Source organism: Bradyrhizobium sp. LA2.1 (assembly GCF_040547725.1).
GTDB lineage: Bacteria > Pseudomonadota > Alphaproteobacteria > Rhizobiales > Xanthobacteraceae > Bradyrhizobium > Bradyrhizobium barranii.
This window is the reverse complement of the sequence record NZ_JBEPQI010000021.1, coordinates 143,250-168,369: the sequence shown is the minus strand read 5'-3', so window position 1 is coordinate 168,369 and position 25,120 is coordinate 143,250. Positions and strand designations below refer to the sequence as shown.

Below are 25,120 nucleotides of genomic sequence, written 5' to 3'. Positions count from 1 at the left end.
AGCGCTGTCAACAAACGGTGACTTGCCATTAGTAGCAACCGGATGGCGGAATTTGTGGGCCGTAGATTCACGGTGCCGAAACATCTTGGGATCATGGTCGCGAGCGATGCAAAACCGGATGGTATGGCCGTCATGAAGCCGGACAGATCGGCGCTGGAAGTCCTGGGGTTAACGAAGCGTTTTGACCGTCTGGCAGTCGACAGCCTCGATCTCACCATTCACGCCGGCGAATTCTATGCGCTGGTCGGCCCCAACGGCGCCGGCAAGACCACCACTTTGCGCATGGTCGCGGGCCTGTTGCGGCCCGACGCCGGCGCGGTCTCGATCTTCGGCATCGATGCGCTCGCAAATCCCGTCGCCGCCAAGCAGGTGATGGCGTGGGTCTCCGACGAGCCCATGATCTACGACAAGCTGACGCCGCTTGAGTACCTCGAATTCGTCGCCGGGCTCTGGGGCATCGCGCCGTCGGTCTCGGAACCGGTCGCGCAGGACCTCCTGACCTCGCTCGGGCTCGAGCCGCACCGGCACGAACGCTGCGAAGGCTTTTCCAAGGGCATGCGCCAGAAGGTCGCTCTCGCCGGCGCGCTGGTGCACGATCCCCGCCTCATCATCCTCGACGAACCGCTGACCGGCCTCGATGCGGTTTCCGCCCGCCATGTGAAGGGTCTGCTGAGCGAGCGCGTCCGCGCCGGCTGCACCGTCATCATGACCACGCATATTCTCGAGGTTGCCGAACGGATGGCCGATCGCATCGGTGTGATCGCCTCGGGCCGTCTGGTCGCCGAGGGCACGCTGACCGAGCTGCGCCAGCAGAACGGCCATGCCGACACCAGCCTGGAAGATCTCTTCATCGCGCTGGTGACGCTTCCGGAAGCCGCATGAGCTCGGCAACCGCACTGTCCTGGTTTGCCCGCCACGAGCTCCGGCTCGCCTGGCGCGAATGGTTCGCGATGATGACCGGCGGCCGGCGCAAGCGGACGCGCGCCGCGGTCATCGGCCTGCTGTTCTTCGCGGCGCTGCTGCACGTGCCGGCCTGGGCGGTGATCGGCCGCTTCGCCGACCTGCAGCTGCCGCTCGACAAATCCTCGCTGATCGTGATCTCGGCGACGATCTTTCTGGCCTGGACGCTGATGCTGTCGCAGGCGATCGAATCGGTGACGCGGGTGTTTTACGCCCGCGCCGATCTCGACCTGATCATGTCCTCGCCCGCGATGCTGGCCAATCTGTTCTCGGTGCGCATCGCCGCGATCGCACTGGCCGTCACCGTGATGGCGCTGCTGTTCTCGACGCCGTTCATCGACGTGCTGGTGATCGGCGGCGGCGCGCGCTGGCTTGCGGCGTTCGGCGTCGTCGTCGCCATGGGCCTCTCGGCCGCGGCGATCGCGATCGCCATCACCATCCTGCTGTTCCGCCTGATCGGCCCGGCGCGCACGCGCTTCGTCGCCCAGGTCCTCGCCGCGATGATCGGCGCCGGTTTCGTGATCGCGCTCCAGGTCGCCGCGATCATGTCCTATGGCACGCTGTCGCGCTTCACCATCCTGACCTCGGGCAGCTTCGCCGCTTACGCGCCCGACGCCGACAGCATCTGGTGGTGGCCGGCGCGGGCGGCCATGGGCGACAGCGAGGCGCTGCTGCTGCTCCTCGCGCTCGGGCTCGTGCTGCTCGGCAGCGTGATGGCGGTCTTCTCGCACCGCTTTGCCGATACCGCGATCGATGCCGCCGCTTTCGGCGCCTCCGGCAGCAAGGCCGCGAAGCAGCGCCCGTTCCGCGGCGGATCGCGGCAACAGGCGCTGCGGCGCAAGGAATTTTCGCTGCTCTGGCGCGATCCCTGGCTGATCTCGCAGACGCTGATGCAGCTGCTCTATTTGGTGCCGCCGGCGCTGCTGCTCTGGCGCAACTTTGCCGACAGCTCCGCAGCGCTGACGCTGATCACACCGGTCATCGTGATGGCGGCGGGACAGCTCGCGGGCGGGCTCGCCTGGCTGACGATCTCGGGCGAGGACGCCCCCGACCTGGTCGCGACCGCGCCGTTGACGCCGTCCAGCGTCACCCGCGCCAAGATCGAGGTGGTGCTGATCGCCATCGCCGCCATCTTCTGCCCGCTGGTCGCAGCACTCGCCTTCGCCTCGCCGTTCCAGGCCGCGGTCAGTGCCGGTGCTGTGATCATCAGCGCGGCATCCGCGACTGCGATCCAGCTCTGGTTCCGGGTGCAGGCCCGGCGCAGCCAATTCCGCCGCCGCCAGACCTCGTCGCGGCTCGCGACCTTCGCCGAAGCCTTCTCCTCGATCGGCTGGGCCGCCAGCGCAGCGCTGCTGCTCGCCCTTCCCATCGCCGGCCTCATCAGCGGCCTGATCACCGCGGGCCTCATCGCCATCACCTGGAAGTTCAGCCCAAGGCGCAACTAAAAGCCGGGAGTAAGGCTGCGACACTGACGCGCTGTTGATCGCGGCCTATTGGCCACGCGCTGCATGGCACGCTAGACTTCTTCCGAAGTCATCGGGGACGGATCCATGCGGCGACTGGTTTCAGCGGCTCTGGCGCTGTTCGGCGCATTCCTCTCTCCTGCTCTCGCTCAGCAGCCACCTCAGCGGAGCGAATGCCTGGCGATGGCAAACGCCATGCCCCGCGCAATGCCGGCCGCATTCCGGCAGGCCGCAGGCTCGGCTGAAGTCCAGATCACCTATGCCGGCCATTCCACCTATTTCATCGACACGCCCGGCGGCTTGCGCATCGCGACCGACTACAGCGGCGCCTACCAGGTCGGACGCCTGCCCGATGTCGTCACCATGAACCGGGCGCACAGCACCCACTACTCTTTATTTCCCGACAAGCGCATTCCCCATGTGCTGCACGGCTGGGGCGAGGACGGCAAGCCGGCCGTCGTGTCGGAGCGCATCGGCGACACCTTCATCCGCAACGTCACGACCGATATCCGCCGCTATTTCGGTGACGATTCCGGCACCGACATGATCCGCGACGGCAATTCGATCTTCATCTTCGAGGTCGCCGGCCTCTGCATCGGCCATCTCGGCCATCTCCACCACAAGCTCGACGAAACCCATTTCGCCCAGATCGGGCGGCTCGACATCGTAATGGTGCCGATCGACGGCACCTACACCATGTCGCTCGACGGCGTCTCCGAGATCACCAAGCGGCTGCGCGCCTCTGTGGTGCTGCCGATGCACCGCTTCGCCACCCCGCTCGACGAGTTCATGCACCTCATCGGCCGGCAGTTCGAGATCGACCGGCGCAGCGAGCGCTCCTTCCGGATGTCGCGGGACGCGCTGCCGACGACGCCGACGGTCATCATCCTCGACGGCGTCTGACGCGCAATTTTCTCCAAGTCGATTGCCGGTCGGTCGTGCTGATCTCCTCACGACAGGAGATCGACATGACCGACTTTGCCAGACTTTTGCACGCGGACGGACCGAACCCCGAGCACGCGGCGGCGCTCCAGCTCTACGGCCGCTTCGTCGGCGACTGGGATGCCGGGATCACCGCACATGGACCCGACGAAACCAAGCACACCGCGCCCGGCGAAATCCATTTCGGCTGGGTGCTGGAAGGCCGCGCCGTCCAGGATGTCTGGATCATCCCTCGCCCAGCGGACAGCCCGGCCTTTCCGATCGCGGGCAATTGGTACGGCACGACATTGCGCGTTTACGACCCCTCCATTTCCGCGTGGCGGATTTCCTGGTTCGATCCCGGTCGTAGCGTATTCCGCCGGCAGATCGGCCGCCCGCGCGGCGCGGACATCGTGCAGGAAGGCACGACCGATGCGGGCGACCTGACACGCTGGAGTTTCACAGAGATTACCGATGATTCCTTCCATTGGCTCGGCGAAGTGAAGCCGGCAGCAGCAGCCGATTGGCGGCTTGTGGTCGATGTGAGGGCGAAGCGGCGCAAGGGCTAACGACGGCGCCGCTGTGCTCGCGATGACGGGTGCGGTTGCGCAGCACGCGCAGCTGGATGCGAAGACGAGGTGCTAGGCTCCCCCCACAAAAAACAAAGGGAGCGAATGCCGATGGCTGCAAGCGGTGTGCCTGCCAACACGAGCGGGCTATTCGTCGAGCCGCGCGAGGACTGGCTCGCGCAATATCAGGAGGAGATCATCGATCCCTTGCGGCCGATCGTCGATCCTCATCACCATCTCTGGAATCGCGGACATCGCTATCTGATCGAGGAGATGGCGGCCGATATTGCCTCCGGGCACAACATCATCGCCACCGTCTATGTCGACTGCCGTTCGATGTATCGCGCGCACGGGCCCGAGGCATTCCGGCCGGTCGGCGAAGTCGAGTTCGCCAACGGCGTCGCCGCCATGAGCGCAAGCGGCGGCTACGGCACGGCCGCGATCTGCGCCGGCATCGTCAGCCACGTGAACCTGCTGCTGGGCGATGCCGCCAAGCCGGTGCTGGAGGCCGAGATCGCGGCGGGCAACGGCCGCTTCCGCGGCATCAGGCATTCCTCGGCCTGGGACGAAGACCCTGTCGTCGCCGGCATGTATGCCAACCGGCCGAAGGGGTTGTTGCGGGATCAGACTTTCCGCAAAGGCTTTGCCTGCCTCGCACCGCTGAACCTGAGCTTCGATGCCTGGCTGTTTCACCCGCAGATCGGCGAGCTGACCGAGCTCGCGCGCGCCTTTCCCGACACCAAAATCGTGCTCGACCATTGCGGCGGCCCGGCCGGCGTCGGTCGCTTTGCCGGGCGGCGCGAAGAGGTGTTTCCGCAATGGCGCGCCTCGATCCAGGAGATCGCGAAGTGCGGGAACGTCTCGGTGAAGCTCGGCGGGCTCGCGATGTGCCTGCTCGGCTATGACTTCCATCTGCGCGCGAAGCCCCCGTCATCGGAGGAGCTTGCCGCGGCCTGGCGGCCCTATGTCGAGACCTGCATCGAGGCGTTCGGCCCCAAGCGCGCGATGTTCGAGAGCAATTTCCCGCCGGACAAGGGCCAGTGCAGCTACCAGGTGATCTTCAACGCGTTCAAGCGTATCGCCGCGCCCCTGAGCGAGGCCGAGAAGACGGCGCTGTTCTCGCAGACGGCGACCGATGTCTACCGGCTCGAACTGCCGTCATAACGAGAAGAAGGGCCGGGATGTTGGTCCCGGCCCCTCTTCCGTCGTGGCCGCTGGGAAGCGTCCCTGGATATGCTTGAACTCTAGCCAGCCCCCAACAGCGAGGCAGGGCGGCGCTCGCCGGCGGAGACGAACATCCGCTTGAGCTTGTTGACGACGCGGATCAGGAATCCGATCATCACGGGATTGGTCTTGCGGCAGAAGGCGATCTTCTTGACGTGGCCTTCGACATGCCATTTGGCATGCGCGCCGTCGCGGAAGAAGATGACGTCGCCGGGCCCATAGCGCTTCGGCGGCATGCCGTCGCTTTCGAGCACGATCGATCCTTCCATGATCATGATCGTCTCGTCGATGTCGTAGTACCAGTTGAAGCGGCCTTCGGTGCACTGCCAGATGATGGTCGAGGCGGTACCGTCGGCGCTGGTGGACAGGATGTGCGAGCGCGACACCGGATTGCCTTCGATAATCCAGGATGGCTCGATCGGTCGCAGCTCGAGATCCACGTTGCAACTACTGATTTCAATCAATGACGGCGACATCTGCTTCCCCAGGGAATAAAATATGTATGGCCGGGTCTGGGCCCGGATTGTTTCCAAAGATGTTGGAACGCTAGTAGCCGGTTTTTAATTCTTTCTTACGCAGGCGCCGACAATCAGCCGCAAGTTGCAGTGCGAAGAGGTTAACGTCGGGATTTGCCTGCAAATTCGCGCACATGAACCCATTTTTTCCGGGGTGCGACAAAGTGCGCGAAAGTGACCAGCGAAGGAGCCCACACCGATGCCCCTCACCCCGGAGGTTCTGACAGCCCAAGGCGAGGTCGTCGCCTGGCTTGGCAGCCTCGATGTTTCCTTCGCAGCCGAAGAAGAGCCCTGGTTCACCATCGATGGCGTCGAAAACCCCCGGCAGATCGGCAGCGACGGCTCCGGCGGCACCTTCGTCCTGCTGCCATCGCGGAATGTGCTCTACGTCTCATCGGAGGGCCGCGCAGGAATCATCGCCGGCACGTTCGAAGCCTTCATCCAGCTCGTTGTCGCCCACCCCTACTGGCTGGACATCCTCAAATTCTCCGCCGGCGGCGATCTCGCAGAGATGCGGCGCGCGGCGGATGCGCTTGAGGCGACACTCGACCAGGACGATGACGTCAACGCGGCCCGCGAGGAAATTCGCGGCGGCCTCGACCTGCCCGAGGCGGACGATCCCATCGGTGCGCTTTACGAGGCGGTCGCCACGTCCGACGCCATCGTGCGGGCCACCGACGGCAGCCCGTTCACGACGCTGTTCAACCGCTTCAGCATCGACAACAACCGGATGCTGCGCAACGCGGCGGCGTGAAAGAACGTGACGCCAGCGCTGGGGCTTGAACCTTCCACCATCATCGTCATGGCCGGGCTTGTCCCGGCCATCCACGCCTAGCGGCACAAAGAACGTGGATGCCCGGGACAAGCCCGGGCATGACGAGCCGCAGCGGACTACTTCGCCCACTCACCCTTGCGGAACACCGGCACCTTGCTGCCGTCGGCGAGAATGCCGTCGATGTCGGTCTCGGCAGAGCCGATCATCCAGTCGATATGGATCAGGCTCTGGTTGCCGCCTTGCGCGGCGATCTGCTGCGGCGTCAGCTGCGCGCCGTTGACGAAGCATTTCGAATAGCACTGGCCGAGCGCGATGTGCGAGGCCGCGTTCTCGTCGAACAGCGTGTTGTAGAACAACAGCCCGCTCTGTGAGATCGGCGAGGAATGCGGCACCAGCGCCACCTCGCCGAGACGCCGCGCGCCTTCGTCGGTGTCGAGCACCTTGTTCAGCACCTCCGCGCCGCGCGAGGCCTTTGCGTCGACGATCCTGCCGTCCTCGAAGCGCACCGCGATGTTGTCGATCAGCGTGCCCTGGTAGGACAGCGGCTTCGAGCTCACGACATGGCCAAAGACGCGCCGGCAATGCGGCGTGGTGAAAACCTCTTCGGTCGGGATATTGGCGTTGCAACTGATGCCGTTCTTGGACAGCGAGGCGCCGCCCTCCCACTCATGTCCGTCGGCCAGCCCGATGGAGAGGTCGATGCCGGGACCTGAATATTGCAGCGCGCGAAAACGCTGGCCGTTGAGCCAGTTGGTACGCTCGCGCAGCACCGCATTGTGGCTCGCCCAATTGCCCATCGCATCCTCGCGGTCGACGCGGGAGGCCGCGAAGATCGCGTCTGCCAGCTTGCCGATCGCAACGTCCTCGGGATCATCAGGGAAGACCTGTTTGGCCCATGACGGGCTCGGATAGGCGATGATGTTCCAGTTGGTGTCGAAATTGACGATTTTTTCCAGCGCCGGCTGATAGGCTATCGAATTGGCCTTGCTGGCGCGCGCCACCTTGGAAGGATCTTCGCCGGACAGCAGCATCGGATTGTCGCCGACGATGGCGAGCCGCGCGGTGTTGTCGGAGAACGCCTTGGCCATACCCTCATAGAGCCAGTTGGCGGCACGATCGAAGCTGTTGTCCTGGCCGTGGCGGTAGCGCGCCAGCGTCATCTCCTCATCCGACAGGATCGGCGTCACGATACCGGCGCCGGCCTTGTAGGCGTGCACGGCGATCCGCCGCACCAGCGGCAGCGCGATCGCGGGCGCCGTCAAGAGCAGATCCTGTCCCGGCCGCAAGCCCAGGCCCACCTTCACCGCCACCTCGGCCAGCCGGTCGAGTTTCACGGGATCGATGGGAACGGCGGAATTGCGGTGATCAATCATGCGGGGTCCTCTGCCGAAGCTCTCTCGTTCAATCTAAGTCTAGCATCGCAAGGCGCAAGTGCGCGAGCGCCTTGCGACACGGAGAGATACGGAGTTTCGCGCATTTTGGTTTTCAACGCGTTGCCGATTTCAGCACCCGGTCGACCATGGCAGGCGCAAGGCCGAGGTAATTTTTCGGTGAAGTCAGCGCTTCGATCGTGGCACGGTCGATCCTGACGGAGACGCGGGCGTCGGACGAGAGCGCGTCCGCCAATGTCAGACCCTTCTCATTGGCGAGCCGGCAGGCATCATAGACCACGTCATGCGCCTCCTGCCGCCCGATCTGCGGCGCCAGCCCCATCATGACCGCTTCGGCCACGATCAGGCCGCGGCTGATGGCGAGATTGTCGTTCATCTTCCTTTCATCGACGATGAGGCCTGCTAGCGCAAACTTCGCCTGGTGCAGCGCGCCGGCGGTCAGCACGAAGCTTTCCGGGATCGCCATCCATTCGGCATGCCAGGGCCCGGTGGCGCGCTCGAAATCCTGCACCATCGCATCCAGCATCAGACCGGCATGCTGGCGCACCGCCTTGGACGCCGCGAGCATCAGCTCCGAGGAAATCGGGTTGCGCTTCTGCGGCATGGTCGAGGAGGCGCCGCGGCCCTTGACGAAGGGCTCGTAGACCTCGGCGAACTCGGTCGAGGCCATGATCATGATGTCGAGTGCGATCTTGCCGAGCGAGCCTGTGACGAGCGCGAGGAAATTCACGGCCTCGGCAAAGCCGTCGCGCGCGACGTGCCAGGTCGAGGCGGGAACGCCGAGCTCGAGCTCGGCGCAGAGCGCCTCCTGCACCTCGAACCCCTTGCCGCCGAGCGAGGCCAGCGTTCCGGCGGCGCCGGCGAACTGTCCGACCAGCACGCGCGGCTTCAATTGCACGAGCCGCTCGGCGTGGCGGTCGAACATCGCGAGCCAGATCGCGGTCTTGTAGCCGAACGTCACCGGCAGCGCCTGCTGGAGATGGGTGCGGCCGGCCATCGGCGTGTCGCGGTAGCGCTTCGAGAGGTCCGCGAGGATGTTTCGCAGCTCGGCGATGTCGCGCTCGACGATCCCGAGCGCGGCGCGCAATTGCAGCACCACCGCGGTATCCATGATGTCCTGCGTGGTCGCGCCCCAATGCACATAGCGGCCGGCCTCGCCGCACTGCTTCACCATCTGATGCACCAGCGGCAGGATCGGATAGCCGACGATGTCGGTCTCCTGTCGCAGCAGATCGAAATCGAATGCGGCGACGTCGGTCCGCGCCGCGATCTGGTCGGCGGCTTCCTGCGGGATCACGCCGCACTTCGCCTCCGCCTTCGCCAGCGCCACCTCGACCTCGGCATAGCGTCCGACCAGCGCGACATCGGAAAACACCTCGCGCATCTCGGGCGTGCCGAAGGCGTCGCGGAACAGCATGGAATCGAGCACGGTCGTCGAGGCGGGAAAAGCGGGCATGGGCGTTTCTTTATGGTTTGCGTTTGTGTGAGAGCAGCTTACGCGGGCCGCGCTGTTCGGCAATGGACATTCATGGCTCGCCACACATTCGATGCCGTACGACGACATTACGACGGCGCATCGCTCCATCACCCCGTCATCCTGAGATGCGAAGCGTGCGACGCGCAGCGGCGCACGAAGCGCCTCGAAGTGATGAGCGGCCGCGATGCAGCCGGGCCGTCGCCCTTCGAGGGCCGTGACAAGGCGGCCACTTCAGGGGGACGGGATAAATTGTGCGCGCGGCAAGATCGGGCTATGTGCGCAGCCCGCGACAGTCCACCAGACCCGCCACATTCTCATTCAAGTTGCATTCCTATCCGAAAACGGCATAGCAGCCATCACGCGATCGTGGTGAACCCGGCAGGCCGCTCAGCGGACTCACAGTCTTAGAGTCGAAATCCATTCTGATTTCATCATTGCCTGATGTCATTGCGAGGGTTGAGTTTTCGACGTGCAGTTTATGTTCCGGGACCACCTTCTCGACACCGACCGGCGCGAGCTGAGCCGCGAGCAGGTTCCCGTGGCCGTGGAGCCGCAGGTCTTCGACCTCGTCGTCCACCTCATGGAGAACCGCGACCGGGTGGTCAGCAAGGATGAGCTGATCGACAAGATCTGGCACGGGCGCAGCGTCTCCGAATCCACCCTGACCAGCCGGATCAACGCGGCGCGCAAGGCGATCGGCGACAGCGGAGCCAACCAGGCGCTGATCCGCACCATCGCGCGCAAGGGCTTTCGTTTCGTCGGCGCTGTCCAGACGCAGCGCGGCGCGGCCTTGCCGGAGCCGGGCCGTGTCGCCCAGGCGCCGCAGGCGGCGCTCGCGCTGCCCGACCGTCCCGCGATCGCCGTGCTGCCCTTCACCAATATGAGCGGCGACCGCGAGCAGGACTATTTCTCCGACGGCATCAGCGAGGACATCATCACGGCGCTGTCGAAGCTGCGCTGGTTCTTCGTCGTCGCCCGCAACTCTTCCTTCGTCTACAAGGGCCGCGCCGTTCACATGCACGAAGTCGCGCGCGAGCTCGGCGTACGCTATGTGCTCGAAGGCAGCGTGCGGCGCAGCGGCGATCGCCTGCGCATCTCGGCGCAGCTCAACGACGTCTCGACCGGCAGCCATCTCTGGGCCGAGCGTTACGACCGCGAGCTTGCCGACATCTTCGCCGTGCAGGACGAGATCACCGAGGCGATCGTCGCCGCGATCGAGCCGCAGCTCTATACCGCCGAAAGCTTTCGTGCCCAGCAGAAGCCACCGGGCAGCCTCGACGCCTGGGACCTCGTGATGCGTGCGCTGTCGCATTACTGGCGCATCACGCGCGAGGACAACGCCGCCGCGCAAGGACTGCTGGAACAGGCGACCGCGATCGATCCCGCCTATGGCAAGGCGCTGGGCCTGCTCGCGACCAGCCATATCTTCGGCGCGCATATGGGCTGGGCCGACATGGCCATGACCGTGCCGGTCGCCGAACGCGCGGCGCTCGCGGCGGTGGAAGCCGATCGCGAGGACGCCTGGGCCCATCACGGTCTGGCTTACACTTATTTGTTCCGCCGCCGCTTCGACGACGCGCTGGCTGAGTTCGAGCTGACGCTGCAACTCAATCCGAATTTTGCGATGGCGCACGCTTTCTACGGCGTGACGCTGTGCTACGCCGGGAGATGGCGAGACGGCGATGCCGCCGCACGCCGCGCGCTGCGGCTGAGCCCGCGCGATCCGCTCGCGGCGATCTATTGCGGCGTAGCCGCCTATGCCCAGTTCATCGGCCGCAACTATGAGGGCGCCGTGCAGATGGCGCGGGAATCGATGCGGCAGCGCGCCGATTTCGTCGGCGCCCATCGCGTGCTGACGGCCGCCGCCGGCATGTTGGGCGATCCTCAACTCGCGGCGTACGCGCTGCGGGGCCTGCAACGCACCCAGCCCGGCATCTCGCTGGCCTGGCTCACGCGCGAGCTGCCGATGCGGCGGGCAGAGGATCGCGAGCACTATCTGCAGGGGTTTCGGCGCGCGGGAATGAGGTGATGCTGTTTACCCTCCCCTGGAGCGGTCCGGGACGAGCGTAGCTCGCCCGTGGGTCGGCTCGTATCTGAGCGCAGCGAAGATGAGAGACGGGGTGGGGTGACGGTCTCTCCACAACGAAGACTGCCTGTGTGAGAGATCACCCCACCCCGCTCGCGCTTCGCGCGATCGACCCTCCCCCTCCAGGGGAGGGTAAGAGCACCTCTACTCCTGCATCATCTCGCCGCTGCCGCCGAACTCGGCCGGAAAGTCCTTCAGCTTCGGCAGGCCGTCGCGCATCGGCAGCACCGTCTCGGCGTAGTTGACGTGGACGCCGGGCGTGAATCCGAGCGTGGGGATGGTGGCGGTGAAGACGTCGATCAGGTCGAGCGGCGGGTGGTTGGTCATGAGATGACCGCCGCACTTCTTGCAATATTTGCGCTGGCTGAGCGGCGTCTTGGCGAAAGTCTCGACGTTCTGGGCGCCTTCGGTGATGCGCACGGCTTCCGGCTTCCACAGGCTGAAGGCGTTCACCGGTCCGCCCGACCACGAGCGGCAGGAGCGGCAATGACAATAGCCCATCGCCGCCGGCTCGCCCGTGACCTCGATCGTGACCGCGCCACAGAAGCAGTTTCCGACATGTTTCATTGGGTCGTCTCCGTTGGATGAAGGTTGAAATTCCTCTCCCCGCTCCGGCTCGCCGATAAACCGGCAAAGGCGGATGCGGGGAGAGGCGTCGGAGCGGAGGGAATCACCCCGAGGGACGTTGAGGGCTGGAGGCCGGCAACGTCCGTTACGCGCTTCGGTTCCGCCGCGCGTCCTCCTTTCGGTGGACGCGGCGGAAAGATGCTACGGCTATACCGATCTGCGCCAGGGAATAAGCATCGACACCCGTTGTTTGTACTGCCGGTATTCGTCGCCGAAGAGATCGACGAGGTCGTGCTCCTCCAGCGCGATGCCGACGAAGATGTAGAGCGTGGTCACGGCCGCGAACAGCAGATGGCCCGCCGTCATGACCGGCGCCGCCCAGAACGCGATGATGAAGCCGAGATAGATCGGATGACGAACGAACTTGTAGAACAACGGCGTCTTGAAGCGCGGCGGCGCCGCCTCATTGCCCACGAGATGGTTGGTCACCTGGTGCAACCCGAACAATTCGAAGTGATTGATGATGAAGGTCGAGGCGAACACCAGCACCCAGCCCGCGAGGGACAGCGTGACCAGCGTCACGGCGAGATCCGGGTTTCCGACATCCCATACGACTGCAGGCATCGGACGCCACTGCCAGAACAGGAGCAGCAATGACAGGCTCGCGAACAGCACGTAGGTCGAACGCTCGACCGGCTTGGGGACGAACTGCGTCCACCACGCCTTGAACTGCTTGCGCGCCATCACGCTGTGCTGAACGGCGAACAGCGTCATCAGCAGTAGATTGATGATGACGGCTTCGGCCGTCGGCGTGTCGGTTCCGGTGTCGATGGTCTTCGGCACCACCAGCCCCATGACGAAGCCGATGGCGTAGAGAATGGTGACGAAAAACACGAGATATGCCGCAATTCCGTACAGAAAGCCGATGAATTTGAAAATGCGTGAGCCCGCAACCTCCGGGCCGATGGAATGAAGCTGGTGATCAAGTTGGGTCATAGAACGCTCCGTTGTGCCGAGGCATCGGCACTGTTTAGTGTTCGCACCATGCCGGATCGGACACCCCCTGACTTTCACGGACGGTTGATTTTCGCCTGAGACCACTTTGATTTTTGCTTGAGACGACAGAAACGTGCGATTTCTCTTTGAAAACAACGTGCTCGACGGCGACCTGCGGGAACTGACGTGCAGCGGCGCAGCCGTGCCGCTGCAGCCGCAGGTGTTCGATCTGCTGCTCTATCTGGTCGCGCAACGCGCCCGTGTGGTCAGCAAGGATGACCTGATCAGCCAGATCTGGAGCGACCGGATCGTCTCGGATTCCGCCCTGAACAGCCGAATCAATGCCGCGCGCAAGGCGCTCGGCGACGACGGCGCGACGCAGCGGCTGATCAAGACGATCCCGCGCAAGGGCTTTCGCTTCGTCGGCGAAGTCCGGGAAGATGTGGCAGCGACGCTTGCGCCCGTGGAACCCGGCCCAGCCCCGGTGCGCGCCGTGACGGACCGCCCGGCGATCGCGGTGCTCGCCTTCGAGAACATGAGCGGCGATCCCGCGCAGGAATATTTCGGCGACGGGATCAGCGAGGACATTCTCACCGCGCTGTCGAAGCAGCGCTGGTTCATGGTGATCGCCCGCAATTCGTCCTTCACCTACAAGGGGCGCTCGGTTCATATCAGGCAGATCGCCGAGGAGCTCGGCGTCCGCTACATCGTCGAAGGCAGCGTGCGCAAGGTCGACAACCGTGTGCGCATCACCGCGCAGCTCAACGACGCCACCACCGGCAGCCATCTCTGGGCCGAGCGCTACGACCGCGAGCTTGTCGACGTCTTCGCCGTGCAGGACGACATCACTAATGCGATCGTCGCGGCGATCGAGCCGCAGATCCACGCGGCCGAGAATTTTCGCGCCGACCGCAAGCCGCCCGCGAGCCTCGATGCCTGGGACCTGCTGATGCGCGCGCTGTCGCATTACTGGCGGGTGACGCAGCAGGACCACAAGGCTGCGCAAGCGTTGCTCGAACGCGCCATTTCGATCGACTCGAACTACGGTCAGGCGCTGTCCGTGCTCGCGGCAAGCCACATGTTCGGCGTCCATCTCGGCTGGGCGGAGCTTGCCACGACGGTGCCGATCGCGGAGGCCGCCGCTCTCGCCGCGGTGCGTCATGACCACGAGGATGCCTGGGCGCATGCCGCGCTCGGCAGCGTCTTCTTCTCGACGCGCAGGCTTTCCGACGCGCTGTCCGAGTTCGAGCAGGCGCTCGCGCTCAACCCGAATTTCTCGCTGGCGCAGGGCTACTACGCCCTGGCGCTGTCCTACGCCGGCCGCTCCGGGGAATCGTTCGATGCGGCGCAGAGGGCGATCCGGCTCTCGCCGCGCGATCCGTCGCTGGCGATCTATTACGGCATTGCCGGCTATGCGCGCTTCACCGAACGGCATTACGACGAGGCGATCGCGCTGGCGCGCGAGGCGATCCGCCATCGCGGTGACCTCACCGGTGCCTACCGCGTGCTCGCGGTGTCCGCCGGCATGACCGGCGACGGCGCGCTGGCCGAGATGGCGCTGGGCGAACTCCGCCGTACCCAGCCCAACATCTCGCTGCACTGGATCGCGACGCAGCTGCCATGGGCCAGTGACGCCGATCGCGAGCACTATCTGGAGGGGTTCCGGCGCGCGGGGTTGGGGTAGAGAACTCCCTTCTCCCCGCAAATGCGCAAAGGGCGGATGCAGATACGACGCGTCGTCTCAGGCTCCTCCGCACGCGGTCAGTGGATCGTAGTCGGGCCGCATCAGCATCGCGTGGAGCTGGCGCCGCCGAATGCCCATGTTGCCACCGTCGAAGATCGGCAGCGCCAACGCGTCCTGCAACAAGCGGCCGAACGGCGCCGCGTGATCATAGCTGTCGATGCCGACCACGCGCATCAGGTCGGTGATGACCCGCACCGCGGCTTCGGAGCCGAAGATCTTGGCCTGGACCGCGAGCTCGTCGGCGCCCGGTGATTGCGTATCGAGCGCATGGCAGGCCCGCCAGCTCAGGTAGCGCGCGGCTTCGATAGTGGTCTTGGCATCGGCGAGTGCATAGCCGACCGCCTGATGCTCGATGATCGCCTGTACCCCGCCGCGTTTCTCGGTGCGGGCAAAATGCAATGCGAAGTCGAAGGCGGCCCGCATCAGGGCGACACCGAAGATGCCGACCAGCGCCGCCGTGCCGGTGAAGGCGGCGGACGCCAGCATCAAGCCGCCCCCCTCCTGCCCGAGCAGATTGCCGTGCGGCGCGGTGACGGCACGCAGGCTGAATTCCGGCACGAGGTGAGCGCGGTGGCCGATCGAATCAATGGCGCGTTCGAACACGATGCCATGCACCGGGCCTTCGACCGCAATGATGGAGACACCCTGCTCCGGTGGCGCGGCGGGATTGGTCCGGCACACCACGCACAACACGTCGGCGCCATTTCGATCCCACCCGGTGGCGGACGACACCCATTTCTTGCGGCCGTTGATGATCCAATTGCCGAGCTCGCGTTTTGCGGTGGTGCGCACGCCCTCGCCCGGCGGCGGTGCGGCAGCATTGGCGCTGCCGCCGGGTTCCGAGGAGCAGAAGCCCGCAAGCGGAGCGCCGCTCGTCTTCAGGAACGGTGCAAGCAGGCGGGCGCATTGCTCCGCGGTGCCACCAAGCAGAATTGGCAGCAGACCGAGCACCGTGCCGAGCATGGTCAGCGTCACGCTCGGATTCACGGCGTAGAATTCTTCCGCCAGGATCGCCATGTCGATGAGTCCGGCATTGTCGCCGCCCGCCGGCGCCGGAATGCATTTGCGCAGATAACCGGCAGCGATCATCGCCTCATAGGTCGGCTTCGTCGCGAGGAAGCGCTCTTCCGGCGTCGCCAGCAACTCCGCCTTGCCGGCGCCGGCCAAGACCTCCGCCGCGAATTTTCGCGATTGAAGCTGCAACGCGCGCTGCGCAGGTGAAAGCGTGAAATCAATCGCCATCGAACATCTCCCTCGCTCCGGCAGGTCACCAGGGTGAGCCGAGCGAGGGCGGAAAATCTTGGTCGGCAGCGACCTAATTCTTGGCTGGAGGTGAACTACTCGCCCTTCCCCTTCGTCCTGCGAAATTCGCGCGGGGCGAGGCCGTGGCTGCGCTTGAAGAGGCGGTTGAAGTGCGAGATGTCGGAAAAGCCGGCCTCATACGCGATCGTGGAGATGGTCTTGTGACGATGCTGCGCGTCGAGTAGGTCGCGGGCGCAGATCAGGATCCGCCGATCGCTGACATGCTCGCCGACGGAGCGGCCGGTCGCGACGAACAACCGGTGCACATAGCGCTCCGAGCAGCGGAACTTCCGGGCAAGCAATTCGGCATCGAGACCGGGATCGCCGCTGTGGCGGTCGATATGGTCGAGCATCATCGACAGCAGCACGGGCGCATTCACGCGTGCAACCGGCATTTCACCCAGCATCTCCGGTGCATGCGCGATCAGCTCGACCACATGCGTGCCGCTGCTTGCCGCAACGGCGGGTGCTGCCAGGCAAAGCTCGGCATAGCCCGCGAGCGTGCGCGACAACGCGCGGCCATTTTCCGTCCTCGACAACGCAAGCCGCGGAAAATCCGCAAAGCTCTTTGGCAGGTGCCGCCGCGGCACGGCAAAGCAAAAGAGGCGGAAGTCGCGGCCGTTGGCAATCTCGAACGGCTCGGTCGTATCGGCGACCGCGAGGTCGCCGGGCGCACAGACCTGCTCGTGTCCCCGCTGCGTCGTGCGGCCCAGACCCTCGAGCTGGAGATTGACGAAGCAGAGATCGTCCGTGCTTCGCGCAATATGGGGCCGCAGCCGGAGAACGCAGTGCCCTGTGGCTTTCACCAGCGAAATCTGGACCGACGCAGCGTCGGTACGCGCGATCGAACCTTCGAAGGGACGGTCGGCGATTTTACGCGGCTCGAGCCGGACAAAGGCTGCAGCGAGATCGTCGGCCCAACTGCCGAAGGGCTGATCGGCACGAGAGGGCTTGGCTGACCATTCCATAGGTGCGCCCCCGGAACGAGGAATTCGCGCGTGCAAATTCAGATTGGACGAACCAGCGGGACGGAAGGATAGCTTTTGGCGAACAACCGGTCAAATCTCGAAGGCGCGCAATATGCGACCGTCATCACGTCGTCGTTGCGAGCGCAGCCGTCGGCGCACCGGAAACCAAGTGAGTGGTTAGAGGAGCAATCCGCTACCTTGCTTTGGCCTGCATCGGCCTGGGTGCCGGCACGGCGGCCCATTCCTTGTCGGCGCGGGGGCCATTGAGATCGCCGGTGAGGCCGACGAGCTGGCCGGGCAGCACGTCGAGGGTCTGCTGCCAGGTCTGGGTCTGGCACAGGAACTTGATCAGGCAACCCCTGAGCTTGAGGCGATCGGCGGAGTCGCGCCACAGCGAGACCGAATAGGATTTGCCGTCCTCGGCATTGTAGATCTCGCCAGCAAACTGTCCCTCCGGCGTCGCCTGCAAACCCATGATGAGTTGATGGCCGAGCAGCGCGCGGGCGCGCTTGTCGGGATCGGGATTCTCCTTGTCGCGATAAGGCTGGCCGCGCTTGTCGGCCGGCTCCTTCATCCAGACGATGAAGCCGCAGATGCGGTCGCGCGACGGCCCGCAGCGCTCCAGCCTGATGCGCGCGCGGCCGTCCTGGACGAGCCAGGTGCCGCTGGGATCGGGCGGCGCCGCGGCGCCGGCGCGGCCGCCAAACACCATCATCAGGATCGTGATCGCAACGCGCAGCACGAAGCGAAGGACAATGTTCATCAGCGGCACCTTTCGTTGGATGGGTCGCGGCGTCAGTTCAGTTGCGCCATCAGCGCGTCGGCGCCCTTGTCGAGGCCGGCGGTGGCGGCGGCGAGCGCGCCGGCGGTGGCCTTGATGTCGTAGGCAGCCGGGTATTGCTTGGTTACGTAGGCGGAGAGCAGGCGCGCGGTGGCGGCATCGAAGATCTCGATGCCGTAGATGACCGAGCCGGTCATGGTGCCCTCGCCGTCGCGCGCGGCCTGCACGCCGTTGTAGACGGCGCCGGCGACGTCGAAGCGGGAGAGCGTGCCGAGCACCGGCGTGTTGGCGACGGCGCCGGTGAGTGTCAGCCTGATCCGCAGCGTCTCCGGCCCACGCTCGCGCACCAGCGCGAAGCGGCCGCGCAGACCCTCGGCGAAACGGGCCTGCATGTAGGCGGCAAGCGTCGCCTTGTCCTTGTCGGACATGTCGCCGAACTGGTGATCCCTGCCGCGATACACCACGACCGGTTCGAGGATGACTCTATTGTAAGCGCGCCAGTCGACCGGCGTGGAATAGCGGTAGGGCACGCGGCCGGAGGCGTCCGACTTGTCCGGAGCCATGTAGGCTGAGGACGCCATCCCCGAATACGGCACGGGCGCGACGGTGGCGCAGCCCGCGACGGCTGCGCCGAGCAGCAGCGTTCCCAGACCGCGCAGGGCGATCGAGCGATTCATTCCAGACTCCTCTAGCGGCTTGCTGCCAAGGCAATGGCGACCGCAGCCGCGTACGGGACCAGACGCGACTGCGGCGCTCACCGGTGCCAACCCGAGGCTTCGTCCGGGGCCATCTCGGAAGCCTTGGGTCGTCTCAGTGTGTCGATTTATAAAACCGACTAGACGGTTTGTAAAGTTCAAAAACGGGGGTCTGACACATTTGGCCGCAGGCGCGGCTTTGGGCAGTGATCGGCGGGAAATTGCTGACGATGAATCAGGCGCGCTTGCGCGGCGCTGCGGCTTTCGCCGCCGAGTGCCCGCCGGATTTGGCGGTGCGCTTGGCGGCCGGCCGCTCGAGGCCGGTCCACTGCGCGTCGTCGAGCAGACGCGCGAACAGCCGCTGGTGCTCGTCCTTGCTGAGCGGTGACATGCCGAACAACGAGCTCAGCAGCAGTCCCATCGCGCCGGCCCAGCGCAGCATCGCGAGATCAGGATCAGTGGCCTCTTCCCTGATCGCCGCCATCCTCTCCATTTCGCGCTCGCGCGGCAGCGCCATCAGGCTGGGATTCTCGACCATGGCCGCAACCAGCGCCAGCGCGGCAGAATTCGGCGAGGTGGCCGCTTCGCGCACGGTCGCGAGCTGGGTCGCCAGATTGGGATTCGCGGAGGTCGCGCTCACCTTTGCCATGGTGCTGGTGGCGAACTCCTCGAAATGCGCCATCTGCCGGTCGAGCAACGCCTTCAGCACCGCTTCCTTGGTGCGGAACTGATGCATCACGCCGCCCTTGCTGAGTCCGCTCTCGCGCGCGATCGCATCCAGCGTCAGCCGGCCCGGCCCGTCGCGCGCGATGATCGCGATGGCCGCTTCGAGTGCGGCGTTACGGGATCGTTCGGAGCGGCTGGCATTGTCCATGGCCGACTTGTCTCCGTGACAAGACAATGAATCAAGTGAAAACAGGACGCGCTGTACATTTTTTGTGCGAACACTGTCGAGACTTTCATCTTGCGGCCCCGAATGAGACTGTGTGAGCCTCGATATCGGATGGGGACTGGGACGGGCCGGCCGGAGCTTCGCGCGCCATGACGTGCGAAGCGTTTTCGGCCGGTCTCGCTTGAGAAAGATACGACATGCCAAAACGAGTGTTGCTTGGTGCCCTCCTGGCTTGCGGCCTCACGGCCTCGGCGCTGGCGCAAGAGCCGAGGACGGGGGGCGTGATCAACGCCGTGATCCAGCCCGAGCCGCCCGGCCTGATGCTTGCGCAGGTCCAGAACGGCCCGACTCAAATGGTCTCGGGCAACATCTTCGAGGGCCTGCTGCGCTACAGCCCCAAGCTCGAGCCGCTGCCGGAGCTTGCCGAAAGCTGGAGCGTCAGCGAGGACGCCAAGACCTACACCTTCAAGCTCAAGAAGGGCGTGACCTGGCATGACGGCAAGCCCTTCACCGCCGCCGACGTCCTGTTCTCGATGGAGATGCTGAAGCAGACGCATGCGCGTGCCCGCACCAATCTGGCGCAGGTCGACAAGATCGAGACGCCGGACGACTATACGGTGGTGTTCACGCTGAGGCAGCCGTTCGGACCGTTCCTCGGCATCTTCGAGGTCGGCTCGATGCCGATGGTGCCGAAGCATCTCTATGAAGGCACCGACTGGAAGACCAACCCCTACAACAACGCGCCGGTCGGCACCGGCCCCTTCATGTTCAAGGAGTGGCAGAAGGGCTCGTTCATCCGCCTGGTCAAGAACCCGAACTACCACGAAAAGGGCAAGCCCTATCTCGACGAGATCTACTGGCAGATCATTCCCGACGCCGCCGCGCGCTCGGTGGCGTACGAGACCGGCAAGGTCGACGTGCTGCCCGGCGGCTCGGTCGAGAATTTCGACGTGCCGCGGCTGTCCAAGCTGAAGGACACCTGCGTCACCGGCGCCGGCTGGGAGTTCTTCTCGCCGCTGGCCTGGCTGTGGCTCAACAACCGCCAGGGTCCGCTCGCCGACAAGCGGGTGCGGCAGGCGATCATGTTCGCGATCGACCGCGACTTCGCCAAGGACGTGATCTGGAACGGGCTCGGCAAGGTCGCGACCGGCCCGTCCGCCTCGACCATCAAGTACTACACCGACGACGTGCCGAAATACCCTTACGATCCTGCCAAGGCCAAGGCGCTGCTGAGGGAAGCTGGCTACAAGGGCGAGAAGATCCGCCTGCTGCCGCTCGCCTATGGCGAGACCTGGCAGCGCTGGGGTGAAGCCGTGAAGCAGAACCTCCAGGACGTCGGCATGAACATCGAGACGATCGCCACCGACGTTGCCGGCGGCAACCAGAAGATCGGCGACTGGGACTACGACATCGCCTTCACCTATCTCTACCAGTATGGCGATCCCGCGCTCGGCGTCGGCCGCAATTATATCTCCAGCAACATCGCCAAGGGGCAGGTCTTCAACAACGTCGAGGGCTACTCCAACCCGGAGATCGACAAGCTCTTCGCCGACGGCGCGACCGCGACGCCGGACTCGAAGCGCAAGGAGATCTACGAGAAGGCGCAAAAAATCTTGGTCGAGGACGTGCCGGTGGCCTGGATGCTGGAATTGCAATTCCCGACCATCACCCGCTGCAAGGTCAAGAATCTGATCACCACGGGCATCGGGGTCAATGACGGCTTCAAGGACGCATGGCTGGACAAGTGATGGCTGCCCTCTTCACCTCTCCCCGCTCGCGGGGAGAGGTCGAATGTGAGCATAGCGCACATTCGGGTGAGGGGGAGTCTCCGCGAGCCCAACTATCACCGTCCCCGCGGAGAGTCCCCCTCACCCCAACCCTCTCCCCGCATCCGCCTTCGCCGAGGCTTCGGCGGACAAGAGCGGGGCGAGGGAGCTCACTGTCTCCGTGGCTCCAGGTCACGCTACAAGAGATGACTCTCTAATATGCTCTCCTTCGTCGCTCAGCGTGTCCTGAAGGGCGTGATCGTCCTGCTCGCGATCGTCGTCCTCAATTTCTTCCTGATCCGGCTTGCGCCCGGCGACCCCGCGGTCGTGATGGCGGGCGAGGCCGGCGCCAGTGACCAGGTCTTCGTCAAGCAGCTCCGGGAAAAGTTCGGCCTCGACAAGCCGCTGCCCGAGCAGCTCTTCATCTACGTCAAGGGCGTCGTCACGCTCGACCTCGGCTTCTCCTTCCGCCAGCAGGCGCCGGTCGTGAAGCTGATCGGCGAGCGGCTGCCGGCGACGCTGCTGCTGACACTGACCGCATTCGCGATCTCGCTCATGCTCGGCGTTCTCTTCGGCACCTTCGCCGCGCGCTTTGCCGGAACCTTCCTCGACACGGCCATCACCGTGTTCGCGCTGATCTTCTACGCCATGCCGATCTTCTGGGTGGCGCTGATGGGAATCCTCCTGTTCTCGGTCACCATGGATTGGCTGCCGAGCTTCGGTTACGAGACGGTCGGCGCCAACCTCACCGGCCTTGCCCACGCAGTCGACGTCGCAAAGCATCTGATCATGCCGGCGATGACGCTCGGCCTGTTCTTCATGGCGACCTACACCCGCATGACCCGCGCGTCGATGCTGGAGGTGAAACGCCTCGACTTCGTCAAGACGGCGCGCGCAAAGGGCCTCTCCGATGCCGTGATCCAGCGCCGCCACGTGCTGCGCAACGCGCTGCTGCCGGTCGTGACGCTGGCCGGTGTGCATTCCGGCACGCTGATCGGCGGCGCCGTCATCACCGAGACCGTGTTCGCCTGGCCCGGCATCGGGCGTCTGATGTACGACGCGCTGCTCCAGCGCGACTACAACCTTCTGCTCGGCGTCTTCGTGATCTGCTCCGCTATGGTGCTGATCTTCAACCTCATCACCGACCTCGTCTACCGCCTGGTCGACCCGCGCATCGAATTCGCCTCATGAAACAGTTCTGGAAATCGATGCTGAAGAGCCCGAGCGGCGTCGTCGGGCTCGTCATCCTTGTCCTTGCGATCTCGATCGCGGTGTTCGGGCCGATGCTGTTCCCGAATTCACCCTGGCGCATGGTGCAGCGGCCGTTCCTGCCGCCCTTCACGCTCTCGACCGTGCCGCTCGGCACCGACGCGCTCGGCCGCGACGTGTTCGCCGGCATGATCTTTGGCGCTCGCGTCTCGCTGCTGGTGGGTCTCGTCTCCACGCTGGTCGCGCTGGTCGTCGGCGTTCCCATCGGCGCCATGGCCGGCTATTTCGGCGGCAAGGTCGACGACGCCCTGATGCGCTTCACCGAGTTCTTCCAGACCATTCCGAGCTTCGCGCTCGCGATCGTGCTGGTCGCGATCCTCCAGCCCTCGATCTACTCGATCGTGGCCTCGATCGCGGTGGTGAGCTGGCCGCCGGTCGCCCGCCTCGTGCGCGGCGAGGTGCTGTCGCTGCGCACGCGCGAATATGTCCAGGCCGCCGTCGTCACCGGCCAGAGCAACACCTGGATCATCCTGCGCGAGATCCTGCCGAACGCGCTGTCGCCGGTGATCGTGCTGGCCTCGCTGATGGTGGCGACCGCGATCCTGCTGGAATCCTCGCTGGCGTTCCTTGGACTCGGCGATCCCAATCTGATCTCCTGGGGCTACATGGTCGGCGCCGGCCGCACCGTGATCCGCCAGGCCTGGTGGATCACCGTGTTTCCCGGCGTCGCCATCCTGATCTCGGTGCTGGGGCTGAACCTGATCGGCGAAGGCCTCAACGACGCGCTCAATCCGCGCCTGTCGCGGGAGGGCCGCTGATGATGACCGCCCCGCCCGCCGTCTCCATCAAGAATCTGCGGATCGCGCTGCCCAAGGGCGCCGAGCGTCCGTTCGCGGTCGACGGCATCTCGCTGGATCTTCGGCCCGGCAAGATCGTCTGCGTCGTCGGCGAATCCGGTTCCGGCAAGTCGATGTGCGCACATGCGCTGATGGGCCTGTTGCCTGATACGGTCACCGTCACCTCCGGCGAGATCCAGTTCGAAGGCCGCGACCTGCTCAAGCTCGATGACGACGGCTGGCGCGATTTGCGCGGCCGCCGGCTCGCGATGATTTTTCAGGAGCCGATGACCGCGCTCAATCCGCTGATGCGGATCGGCGACCAAATGGCGGAGATGTTCGAGGCCCACGGCCTGCTGACGCCAAAGGAGCGGCGCGCGAAGGCGCTGTCGCTGGCGCGCGAGGTCGGCCTGCCCGACCCCGAGCGCATCGTCCGCGCCTATCCGCACCAGCTCTCCGGCGGCCAGCGCCAGCGCGCCATGATCGCGATGGCGCTCGCGCTCGAGCCTGCGGTGCTGGTCGCGGACGAGCCCACCACCGCGCTCGACGTCACCACGCAGGCGCAGATCCTAAAGCTGATCCGCAACCTCCAGCGCAACCGCAACATGGCGGTGATGTTCATCACCCATGATTTCGGCGTGGTCGCCGACATCGCCGACCAGGTCGTGGTGCTCAGGCATGGCAACGTCGTCGAGGAAGGCCCCGCTAGCTCGGTCTTCAACAATCCGCAGCATGACTACACCAAGGCGCTGCTCGCCGCCGTGCCGTCGATGGACCCGCCGGCGCGCGAGCCGCTCGATGACCAGGCCAGGGCCGTCGAGGTGATCGGGCTGGACAAGACCTACGTCACATCAGGCGGCTGGTTTCGCGACGACCGCCGCGTCGATGCCGCGCGCGAAGTCAACTTCAACATTCTCAAGGGCGAGACGCTCGGCCTCGTCGGCGAATCCGGCTCCGGCAAATCGTCGGTAGCGCGTCTGGTGATGCGACTGATCGAAGCCGACCGCGGCACGGTGCGGATCGGCGAGACCGATCTCACCTCGCTGTCGGGCAAGGCGCTCCGCGCTGAGCGCCATCGCATCCAGATGATCTTTCAGGATCCGTTCGCCTCGCTCAATCCGCGCCGCAAGGTCGGGCACATCATCGCCGACGGTCCGATCGCAGCCGGCATCGATCCGAAAGTGGCGTTCGACCGCGCCCGCGATCTCCTTAGGATGGTCGGACTGGACGCCGGCGCGCTCGACCGCTACCCGCATGAATTCTCCGGCGGCCAGCGTCAGCGCATCGGCATCGCGCGCGCGCTCGCGCTCGAGCCGGAGATCATCGTCGCCGACGAAGCCGTCTCCGCGCTCGACGTTTCCGTGCAAGCGCAGGTGCTGCGACTGCTCGAAGACCTCAAGGCGCGCCTTGGGCTCTCGATGCTGTTCATCACCCACGATTTGCGCGTCGCAGCGCAAATCTGCGACCGCATCGCGGTGATGCAGCGCGGCGCCATCGTCGAGTTGAAGCCGACCGCGCAACTGTTCGCCGCGCCGGAGCACGCCTATACGCGCGAGCTGCTGGCGGCGGTGCCTGGCCGCAAGGAGCGCGCGCCGGCGGCGTGAGCCAACCGATCGCAGCTTCTACCTGGCCGGAGGATTAGTATTCTTCCAGGTCGGGACTGAGTTGGTCACGCCGACCGATGGTTGATTAGACGTTCCGACCGACGGCGCCGTGACGGTCCCGACGGTCTGTCCGGAGCTTCCATAAGTTGTGCCTTGCGTTGCTGGCGCTCCGGAAAGACCGCCCGTGTTGCTTTGGGTGCCCGCCGCAGACGTCTGCGCGCCTGCAGCGAATGGCGATGCCGCAAATCCGACCGCGATAAGTACCGCAATCGAGCGTCTGGTTCTTGTCATGGCTAATCCTTTCGGGCGCGGTGTCTCAGTCGCGTCGGCCGTTCGCTCGTCGAACCACTCGTGCACTGAGCAATCTTACAACTCCACG

Annotated in this window: 23 protein-coding genes; 12 read left to right on the top strand and 11 right to left on the bottom strand. The window is 65.1% G+C overall.

What is annotated here, in order from left to right; genetic code table 11:
* The first annotated feature begins 132 nt into the window (after window positions 1-132).
* The 5 genes from ABIB95_RS33335 to ABIB95_RS33315 all read left to right on the top strand — a co-directional run bounded on the left by ABIB95_RS33335 (window position 133) and on the right by ABIB95_RS33315 (window position 5,077).
* Window positions 133-882, top strand: coding sequence for an ABC transporter ATP-binding protein (locus tag ABIB95_RS33335; protein ID WP_166353442.1), 750 nt, complete (start codon window positions 133-135; stop codon window positions 880-882).
* Window positions 879-2,405, top strand: coding sequence for a permease (locus ABIB95_RS33330; RefSeq protein ID WP_354245745.1), 1,527 nt, complete (start codon window positions 879-881; stop codon window positions 2,403-2,405). Before ABIB95_RS33335 ends, ABIB95_RS33330 begins: the two co-directional genes overlap by 4 nt.
* A gap of 105 nt (window positions 2,406-2,510) precedes the next feature.
* The gene (locus tag ABIB95_RS33325; protein ID WP_071916860.1) at window positions 2,511-3,326 is read left to right on the top strand and encodes an MBL fold metallo-hydrolase; all 816 of its coding nucleotides are present in this window, start codon (window positions 2,511-2,513) and stop codon (window positions 3,324-3,326) included.
* A gap of 65 nt (window positions 3,327-3,391) precedes the next feature.
* A complete protein-coding gene (locus ABIB95_RS33320) occupies window positions 3,392-3,913 on the top strand; it encodes a hypothetical protein (RefSeq protein WP_354245742.1) in 522 nt (173 codons plus the stop codon).
* A gap of 111 nt (window positions 3,914-4,024) precedes the next feature.
* The gene (locus ABIB95_RS33315; protein WP_354245740.1) at window positions 4,025-5,077 is read left to right on the top strand and encodes an amidohydrolase family protein; all 1,053 of its coding nucleotides are present in this window, start codon (window positions 4,025-4,027) and stop codon (window positions 5,075-5,077) included.
* Window positions 5,078-5,157: 80 nt separating this feature from the next.
* On the opposite strand, the gene ABIB95_RS33310 is transcribed toward ABIB95_RS33315, so the two are convergent.
* Window positions 5,158-5,613 carry a cupin domain-containing protein gene (locus tag ABIB95_RS33310; RefSeq protein WP_028157215.1) on the bottom strand — a complete coding sequence of 152 codons (456 nt, stop codon included), beginning with the start codon at window positions 5,611-5,613 and terminating at the stop codon, window positions 5,158-5,160.
* Between the two features lie 238 nt (window positions 5,614-5,851).
* Between ABIB95_RS33310 and ABIB95_RS33305 the strand changes: the two genes are divergently transcribed.
* Window positions 5,852-6,406, top strand: a complete 555-nt coding sequence (locus tag ABIB95_RS33305) for a hypothetical protein (RefSeq protein ID WP_354176125.1) — start codon at window positions 5,852-5,854, stop codon at window positions 6,404-6,406.
* 137 nt (window positions 6,407-6,543) lie between these two features.
* Here ABIB95_RS33305 and ABIB95_RS33300 read toward each other — a convergent pair whose 3' ends face one another.
* Complete coding sequence (locus ABIB95_RS33300) at window positions 6,544-7,800, bottom strand: aminopeptidase (RefSeq protein ID WP_166077245.1); 1,257 nt, start codon at window positions 7,798-7,800, stop codon at window positions 6,544-6,546.
* Between the two features lie 112 nt (window positions 7,801-7,912).
* Window positions 7,913-9,274, bottom strand: coding sequence for a 3-carboxy-cis,cis-muconate cycloisomerase (gene pcaB / locus ABIB95_RS33295; protein WP_354176126.1), 1,362 nt, complete (start codon window positions 9,272-9,274; stop codon window positions 7,913-7,915).
* Window positions 9,275-9,764: 490 nt separating this feature from the next.
* Between pcaB and ABIB95_RS33290 the strand changes: the two genes are divergently transcribed.
* Window positions 9,765-11,324, top strand: a complete 1,560-nt coding sequence (locus tag ABIB95_RS33290) for a winged helix-turn-helix domain-containing protein (RefSeq protein ID WP_063980802.1) — start codon at window positions 9,765-9,767, stop codon at window positions 11,322-11,324.
* 201 nt (window positions 11,325-11,525) lie between these two features.
* Here the strand turns inward: ABIB95_RS33290 and ABIB95_RS33285 are convergent, their stop codons facing one another.
* Both ABIB95_RS33285 and mddA read right to left on the bottom strand, forming a co-directional pair.
* Window positions 11,526-11,948 carry a GFA family protein gene (locus ABIB95_RS33285; RefSeq protein WP_354113410.1) on the bottom strand — a complete coding sequence of 141 codons (423 nt, stop codon included), beginning with the start codon at window positions 11,946-11,948 and terminating at the stop codon, window positions 11,526-11,528.
* A 207-nt stretch (window positions 11,949-12,155) separates the two neighbouring features.
* Window positions 12,156-12,944 carry a methanethiol S-methyltransferase gene (gene mddA, locus ABIB95_RS33280; protein WP_063980801.1) on the bottom strand — a complete coding sequence of 263 codons (789 nt, stop codon included), beginning with the start codon at window positions 12,942-12,944 and terminating at the stop codon, window positions 12,156-12,158.
* A gap of 133 nt (window positions 12,945-13,077) precedes the next feature.
* On the opposite strand from mddA, the gene ABIB95_RS33275 reads away from it, so the two are divergent.
* Window positions 13,078-14,628, top strand: a complete 1,551-nt coding sequence (locus tag ABIB95_RS33275) for a winged helix-turn-helix domain-containing tetratricopeptide repeat protein (protein WP_208089065.1) — start codon at window positions 13,078-13,080, stop codon at window positions 14,626-14,628.
* 57 nt (window positions 14,629-14,685) lie between these two features.
* Here the strand turns inward: ABIB95_RS33275 and ABIB95_RS33270 are convergent, their stop codons facing one another.
* The 5 genes from ABIB95_RS33270 to ABIB95_RS33250 all read right to left on the bottom strand — a co-directional run bounded on the left by ABIB95_RS33270 (window position 14,686) and on the right by ABIB95_RS33250 (window position 19,308).
* Window positions 14,686-15,930, bottom strand: coding sequence for an acyl-CoA dehydrogenase family protein (locus ABIB95_RS33270; protein WP_354245736.1), 1,245 nt, complete (start codon window positions 15,928-15,930; stop codon window positions 14,686-14,688).
* A 95-nt stretch (window positions 15,931-16,025) separates the two neighbouring features.
* On the bottom strand, window positions 16,026-16,958 hold the full coding sequence (locus tag ABIB95_RS33265; protein WP_354245734.1) for a helix-turn-helix domain-containing protein: 933 nt from the start codon (window positions 16,956-16,958) through the stop codon (window positions 16,026-16,028).
* A 193-nt stretch (window positions 16,959-17,151) separates the two neighbouring features.
* Window positions 17,152-17,721, bottom strand: a complete 570-nt coding sequence (locus tag ABIB95_RS33260; protein ID WP_354245732.1) for a DUF2147 domain-containing protein — start codon at window positions 17,719-17,721, stop codon at window positions 17,152-17,154.
* Between the two features lie 32 nt (window positions 17,722-17,753).
* Entirely contained in the window at window positions 17,754-18,416 is a 663-nt protein-coding gene (locus ABIB95_RS33255; RefSeq protein WP_354245729.1) for a DUF3313 domain-containing protein, read from the bottom strand.
* 253 nt (window positions 18,417-18,669) lie between these two features.
* Complete coding sequence (locus ABIB95_RS33250) at window positions 18,670-19,308, bottom strand: TetR/AcrR family transcriptional regulator (protein WP_354245728.1); 639 nt, start codon at window positions 19,306-19,308, stop codon at window positions 18,670-18,672.
* Window positions 19,309-19,523: 215 nt separating this feature from the next.
* Between ABIB95_RS33250 and ABIB95_RS33245 the strand changes: the two genes are divergently transcribed.
* The 4 genes from ABIB95_RS33245 (at window position 19,524) to ABIB95_RS33230 (ending at window position 24,741) form a co-directional block, all read left to right on the top strand.
* On the top strand, window positions 19,524-21,074 hold the full coding sequence (locus ABIB95_RS33245) for an ABC transporter substrate-binding protein (protein WP_354245725.1): 1,551 nt from the start codon (window positions 19,524-19,526) through the stop codon (window positions 21,072-21,074).
* Window positions 21,075-21,311: 237 nt separating this feature from the next.
* Window positions 21,312-22,283 carry an ABC transporter permease gene (locus tag ABIB95_RS33240; RefSeq protein WP_085402596.1) on the top strand — a complete coding sequence of 324 codons (972 nt, stop codon included), beginning with the start codon at window positions 21,312-21,314 and terminating at the stop codon, window positions 22,281-22,283.
* Entirely contained in the window at window positions 22,280-23,119 is an 840-nt protein-coding gene (locus ABIB95_RS33235) for an ABC transporter permease (RefSeq protein ID WP_028148686.1), read from the top strand. The genes ABIB95_RS33240 and ABIB95_RS33235 overlap by 4 nt, the downstream gene beginning before the upstream one ends.
* A 2-nt stretch (window positions 23,120-23,121) precedes the next feature.
* Window positions 23,122-24,741: an ABC transporter ATP-binding protein gene (locus tag ABIB95_RS33230; RefSeq protein WP_354245759.1), complete on the top strand. Its 1,620-nt coding sequence runs from the start codon at window positions 23,122-23,124 to the stop codon at window positions 24,739-24,741.
* Between the two features lie 18 nt (window positions 24,742-24,759).
* Here ABIB95_RS33230 and ABIB95_RS33225 read toward each other — a convergent pair whose 3' ends face one another.
* Window positions 24,760-25,032, bottom strand: coding sequence for a hypothetical protein (locus ABIB95_RS33225; RefSeq protein WP_354118723.1), 273 nt, complete (start codon window positions 25,030-25,032; stop codon window positions 24,760-24,762).
* Window positions 25,033-25,120: the final 88 nt, after the last annotated feature.

Excerpts from the sequence above, each read along its gene's own strand:
- ABIB95_RS33335 (WP_166353442.1), top strand. The coding sequence starts at position 133 with ATGAAGCCGGACAGATCGGCGCTGGAAGTCCTGGGGTTAACGAAGCGT.
- ABIB95_RS33330 (WP_354245745.1), top strand. The coding sequence starts at position 879 with ATGAGCTCGGCAACCGCACTGTCCTGGTTTGCCCGCCACGAGCTCCGG.
- ABIB95_RS33325 (WP_071916860.1), top strand. The coding sequence starts at position 2,511 with ATGCGGCGACTGGTTTCAGCGGCTCTGGCGCTGTTCGGCGCATTCCTC.
- ABIB95_RS33320 (WP_354245742.1), top strand. The coding sequence starts at position 3,392 with ATGACCGACTTTGCCAGACTTTTGCACGCGGACGGACCGAACCCCGAG.
- ABIB95_RS33315 (WP_354245740.1), top strand. The coding sequence starts at position 4,025 with ATGGCTGCAAGCGGTGTGCCTGCCAACACGAGCGGGCTATTCGTCGAG.
- ABIB95_RS33310 (WP_028157215.1), bottom strand. The coding sequence starts at position 5,613 with ATGTCGCCGTCATTGATTGAAATCAGTAGTTGCAACGTGGATCTCGAG.
- ABIB95_RS33305 (WP_354176125.1), top strand. The coding sequence starts at position 5,852 with ATGCCCCTCACCCCGGAGGTTCTGACAGCCCAAGGCGAGGTCGTCGCC.
- ABIB95_RS33300 (WP_166077245.1), bottom strand. The coding sequence starts at position 7,800 with ATGATTGATCACCGCAATTCCGCCGTTCCCATCGATCCCGTGAAACTC.
- pcaB (WP_354176126.1), bottom strand. The coding sequence starts at position 9,274 with ATGCCCGCTTTTCCCGCCTCGACGACCGTGCTCGATTCCATGCTGTTC.
- ABIB95_RS33285 (WP_354113410.1), bottom strand. The coding sequence starts at position 11,948 with ATGAAACATGTCGGAAACTGCTTCTGTGGCGCGGTCACGATCGAGGTC.
- mddA (WP_063980801.1), bottom strand. The coding sequence starts at position 12,944 with ATGACCCAACTTGATCACCAGCTTCATTCCATCGGCCCGGAGGTTGCG.
- ABIB95_RS33270 (WP_354245736.1), bottom strand. The coding sequence starts at position 15,930 with ATGGCGATTGATTTCACGCTTTCACCTGCGCAGCGCGCGTTGCAGCTT.
- ABIB95_RS33265 (WP_354245734.1), bottom strand. The coding sequence starts at position 16,958 with ATGGAATGGTCAGCCAAGCCCTCTCGTGCCGATCAGCCCTTCGGCAGT.
- ABIB95_RS33260 (WP_354245732.1), bottom strand. The coding sequence starts at position 17,721 with ATGAACATTGTCCTTCGCTTCGTGCTGCGCGTTGCGATCACGATCCTG.
- ABIB95_RS33255 (WP_354245729.1), bottom strand. The coding sequence starts at position 18,416 with ATGAATCGCTCGATCGCCCTGCGCGGTCTGGGAACGCTGCTGCTCGGC.
- ABIB95_RS33250 (WP_354245728.1), bottom strand. The coding sequence starts at position 19,308 with ATGGACAATGCCAGCCGCTCCGAACGATCCCGTAACGCCGCACTCGAA.
- ABIB95_RS33245 (WP_354245725.1), top strand. The coding sequence starts at position 19,524 with ATGCCAAAACGAGTGTTGCTTGGTGCCCTCCTGGCTTGCGGCCTCACG.
- ABIB95_RS33240 (WP_085402596.1), top strand. The coding sequence starts at position 21,312 with ATGCTCTCCTTCGTCGCTCAGCGTGTCCTGAAGGGCGTGATCGTCCTG.
- ABIB95_RS33235 (WP_028148686.1), top strand. The coding sequence starts at position 22,280 with ATGAAACAGTTCTGGAAATCGATGCTGAAGAGCCCGAGCGGCGTCGTC.
- ABIB95_RS33230 (WP_354245759.1), top strand. The coding sequence starts at position 23,122 with ATGACCGCCCCGCCCGCCGTCTCCATCAAGAATCTGCGGATCGCGCTG.
- ABIB95_RS33225 (WP_354118723.1), bottom strand. The coding sequence starts at position 25,032 with ATGACAAGAACCAGACGCTCGATTGCGGTACTTATCGCGGTCGGATTT.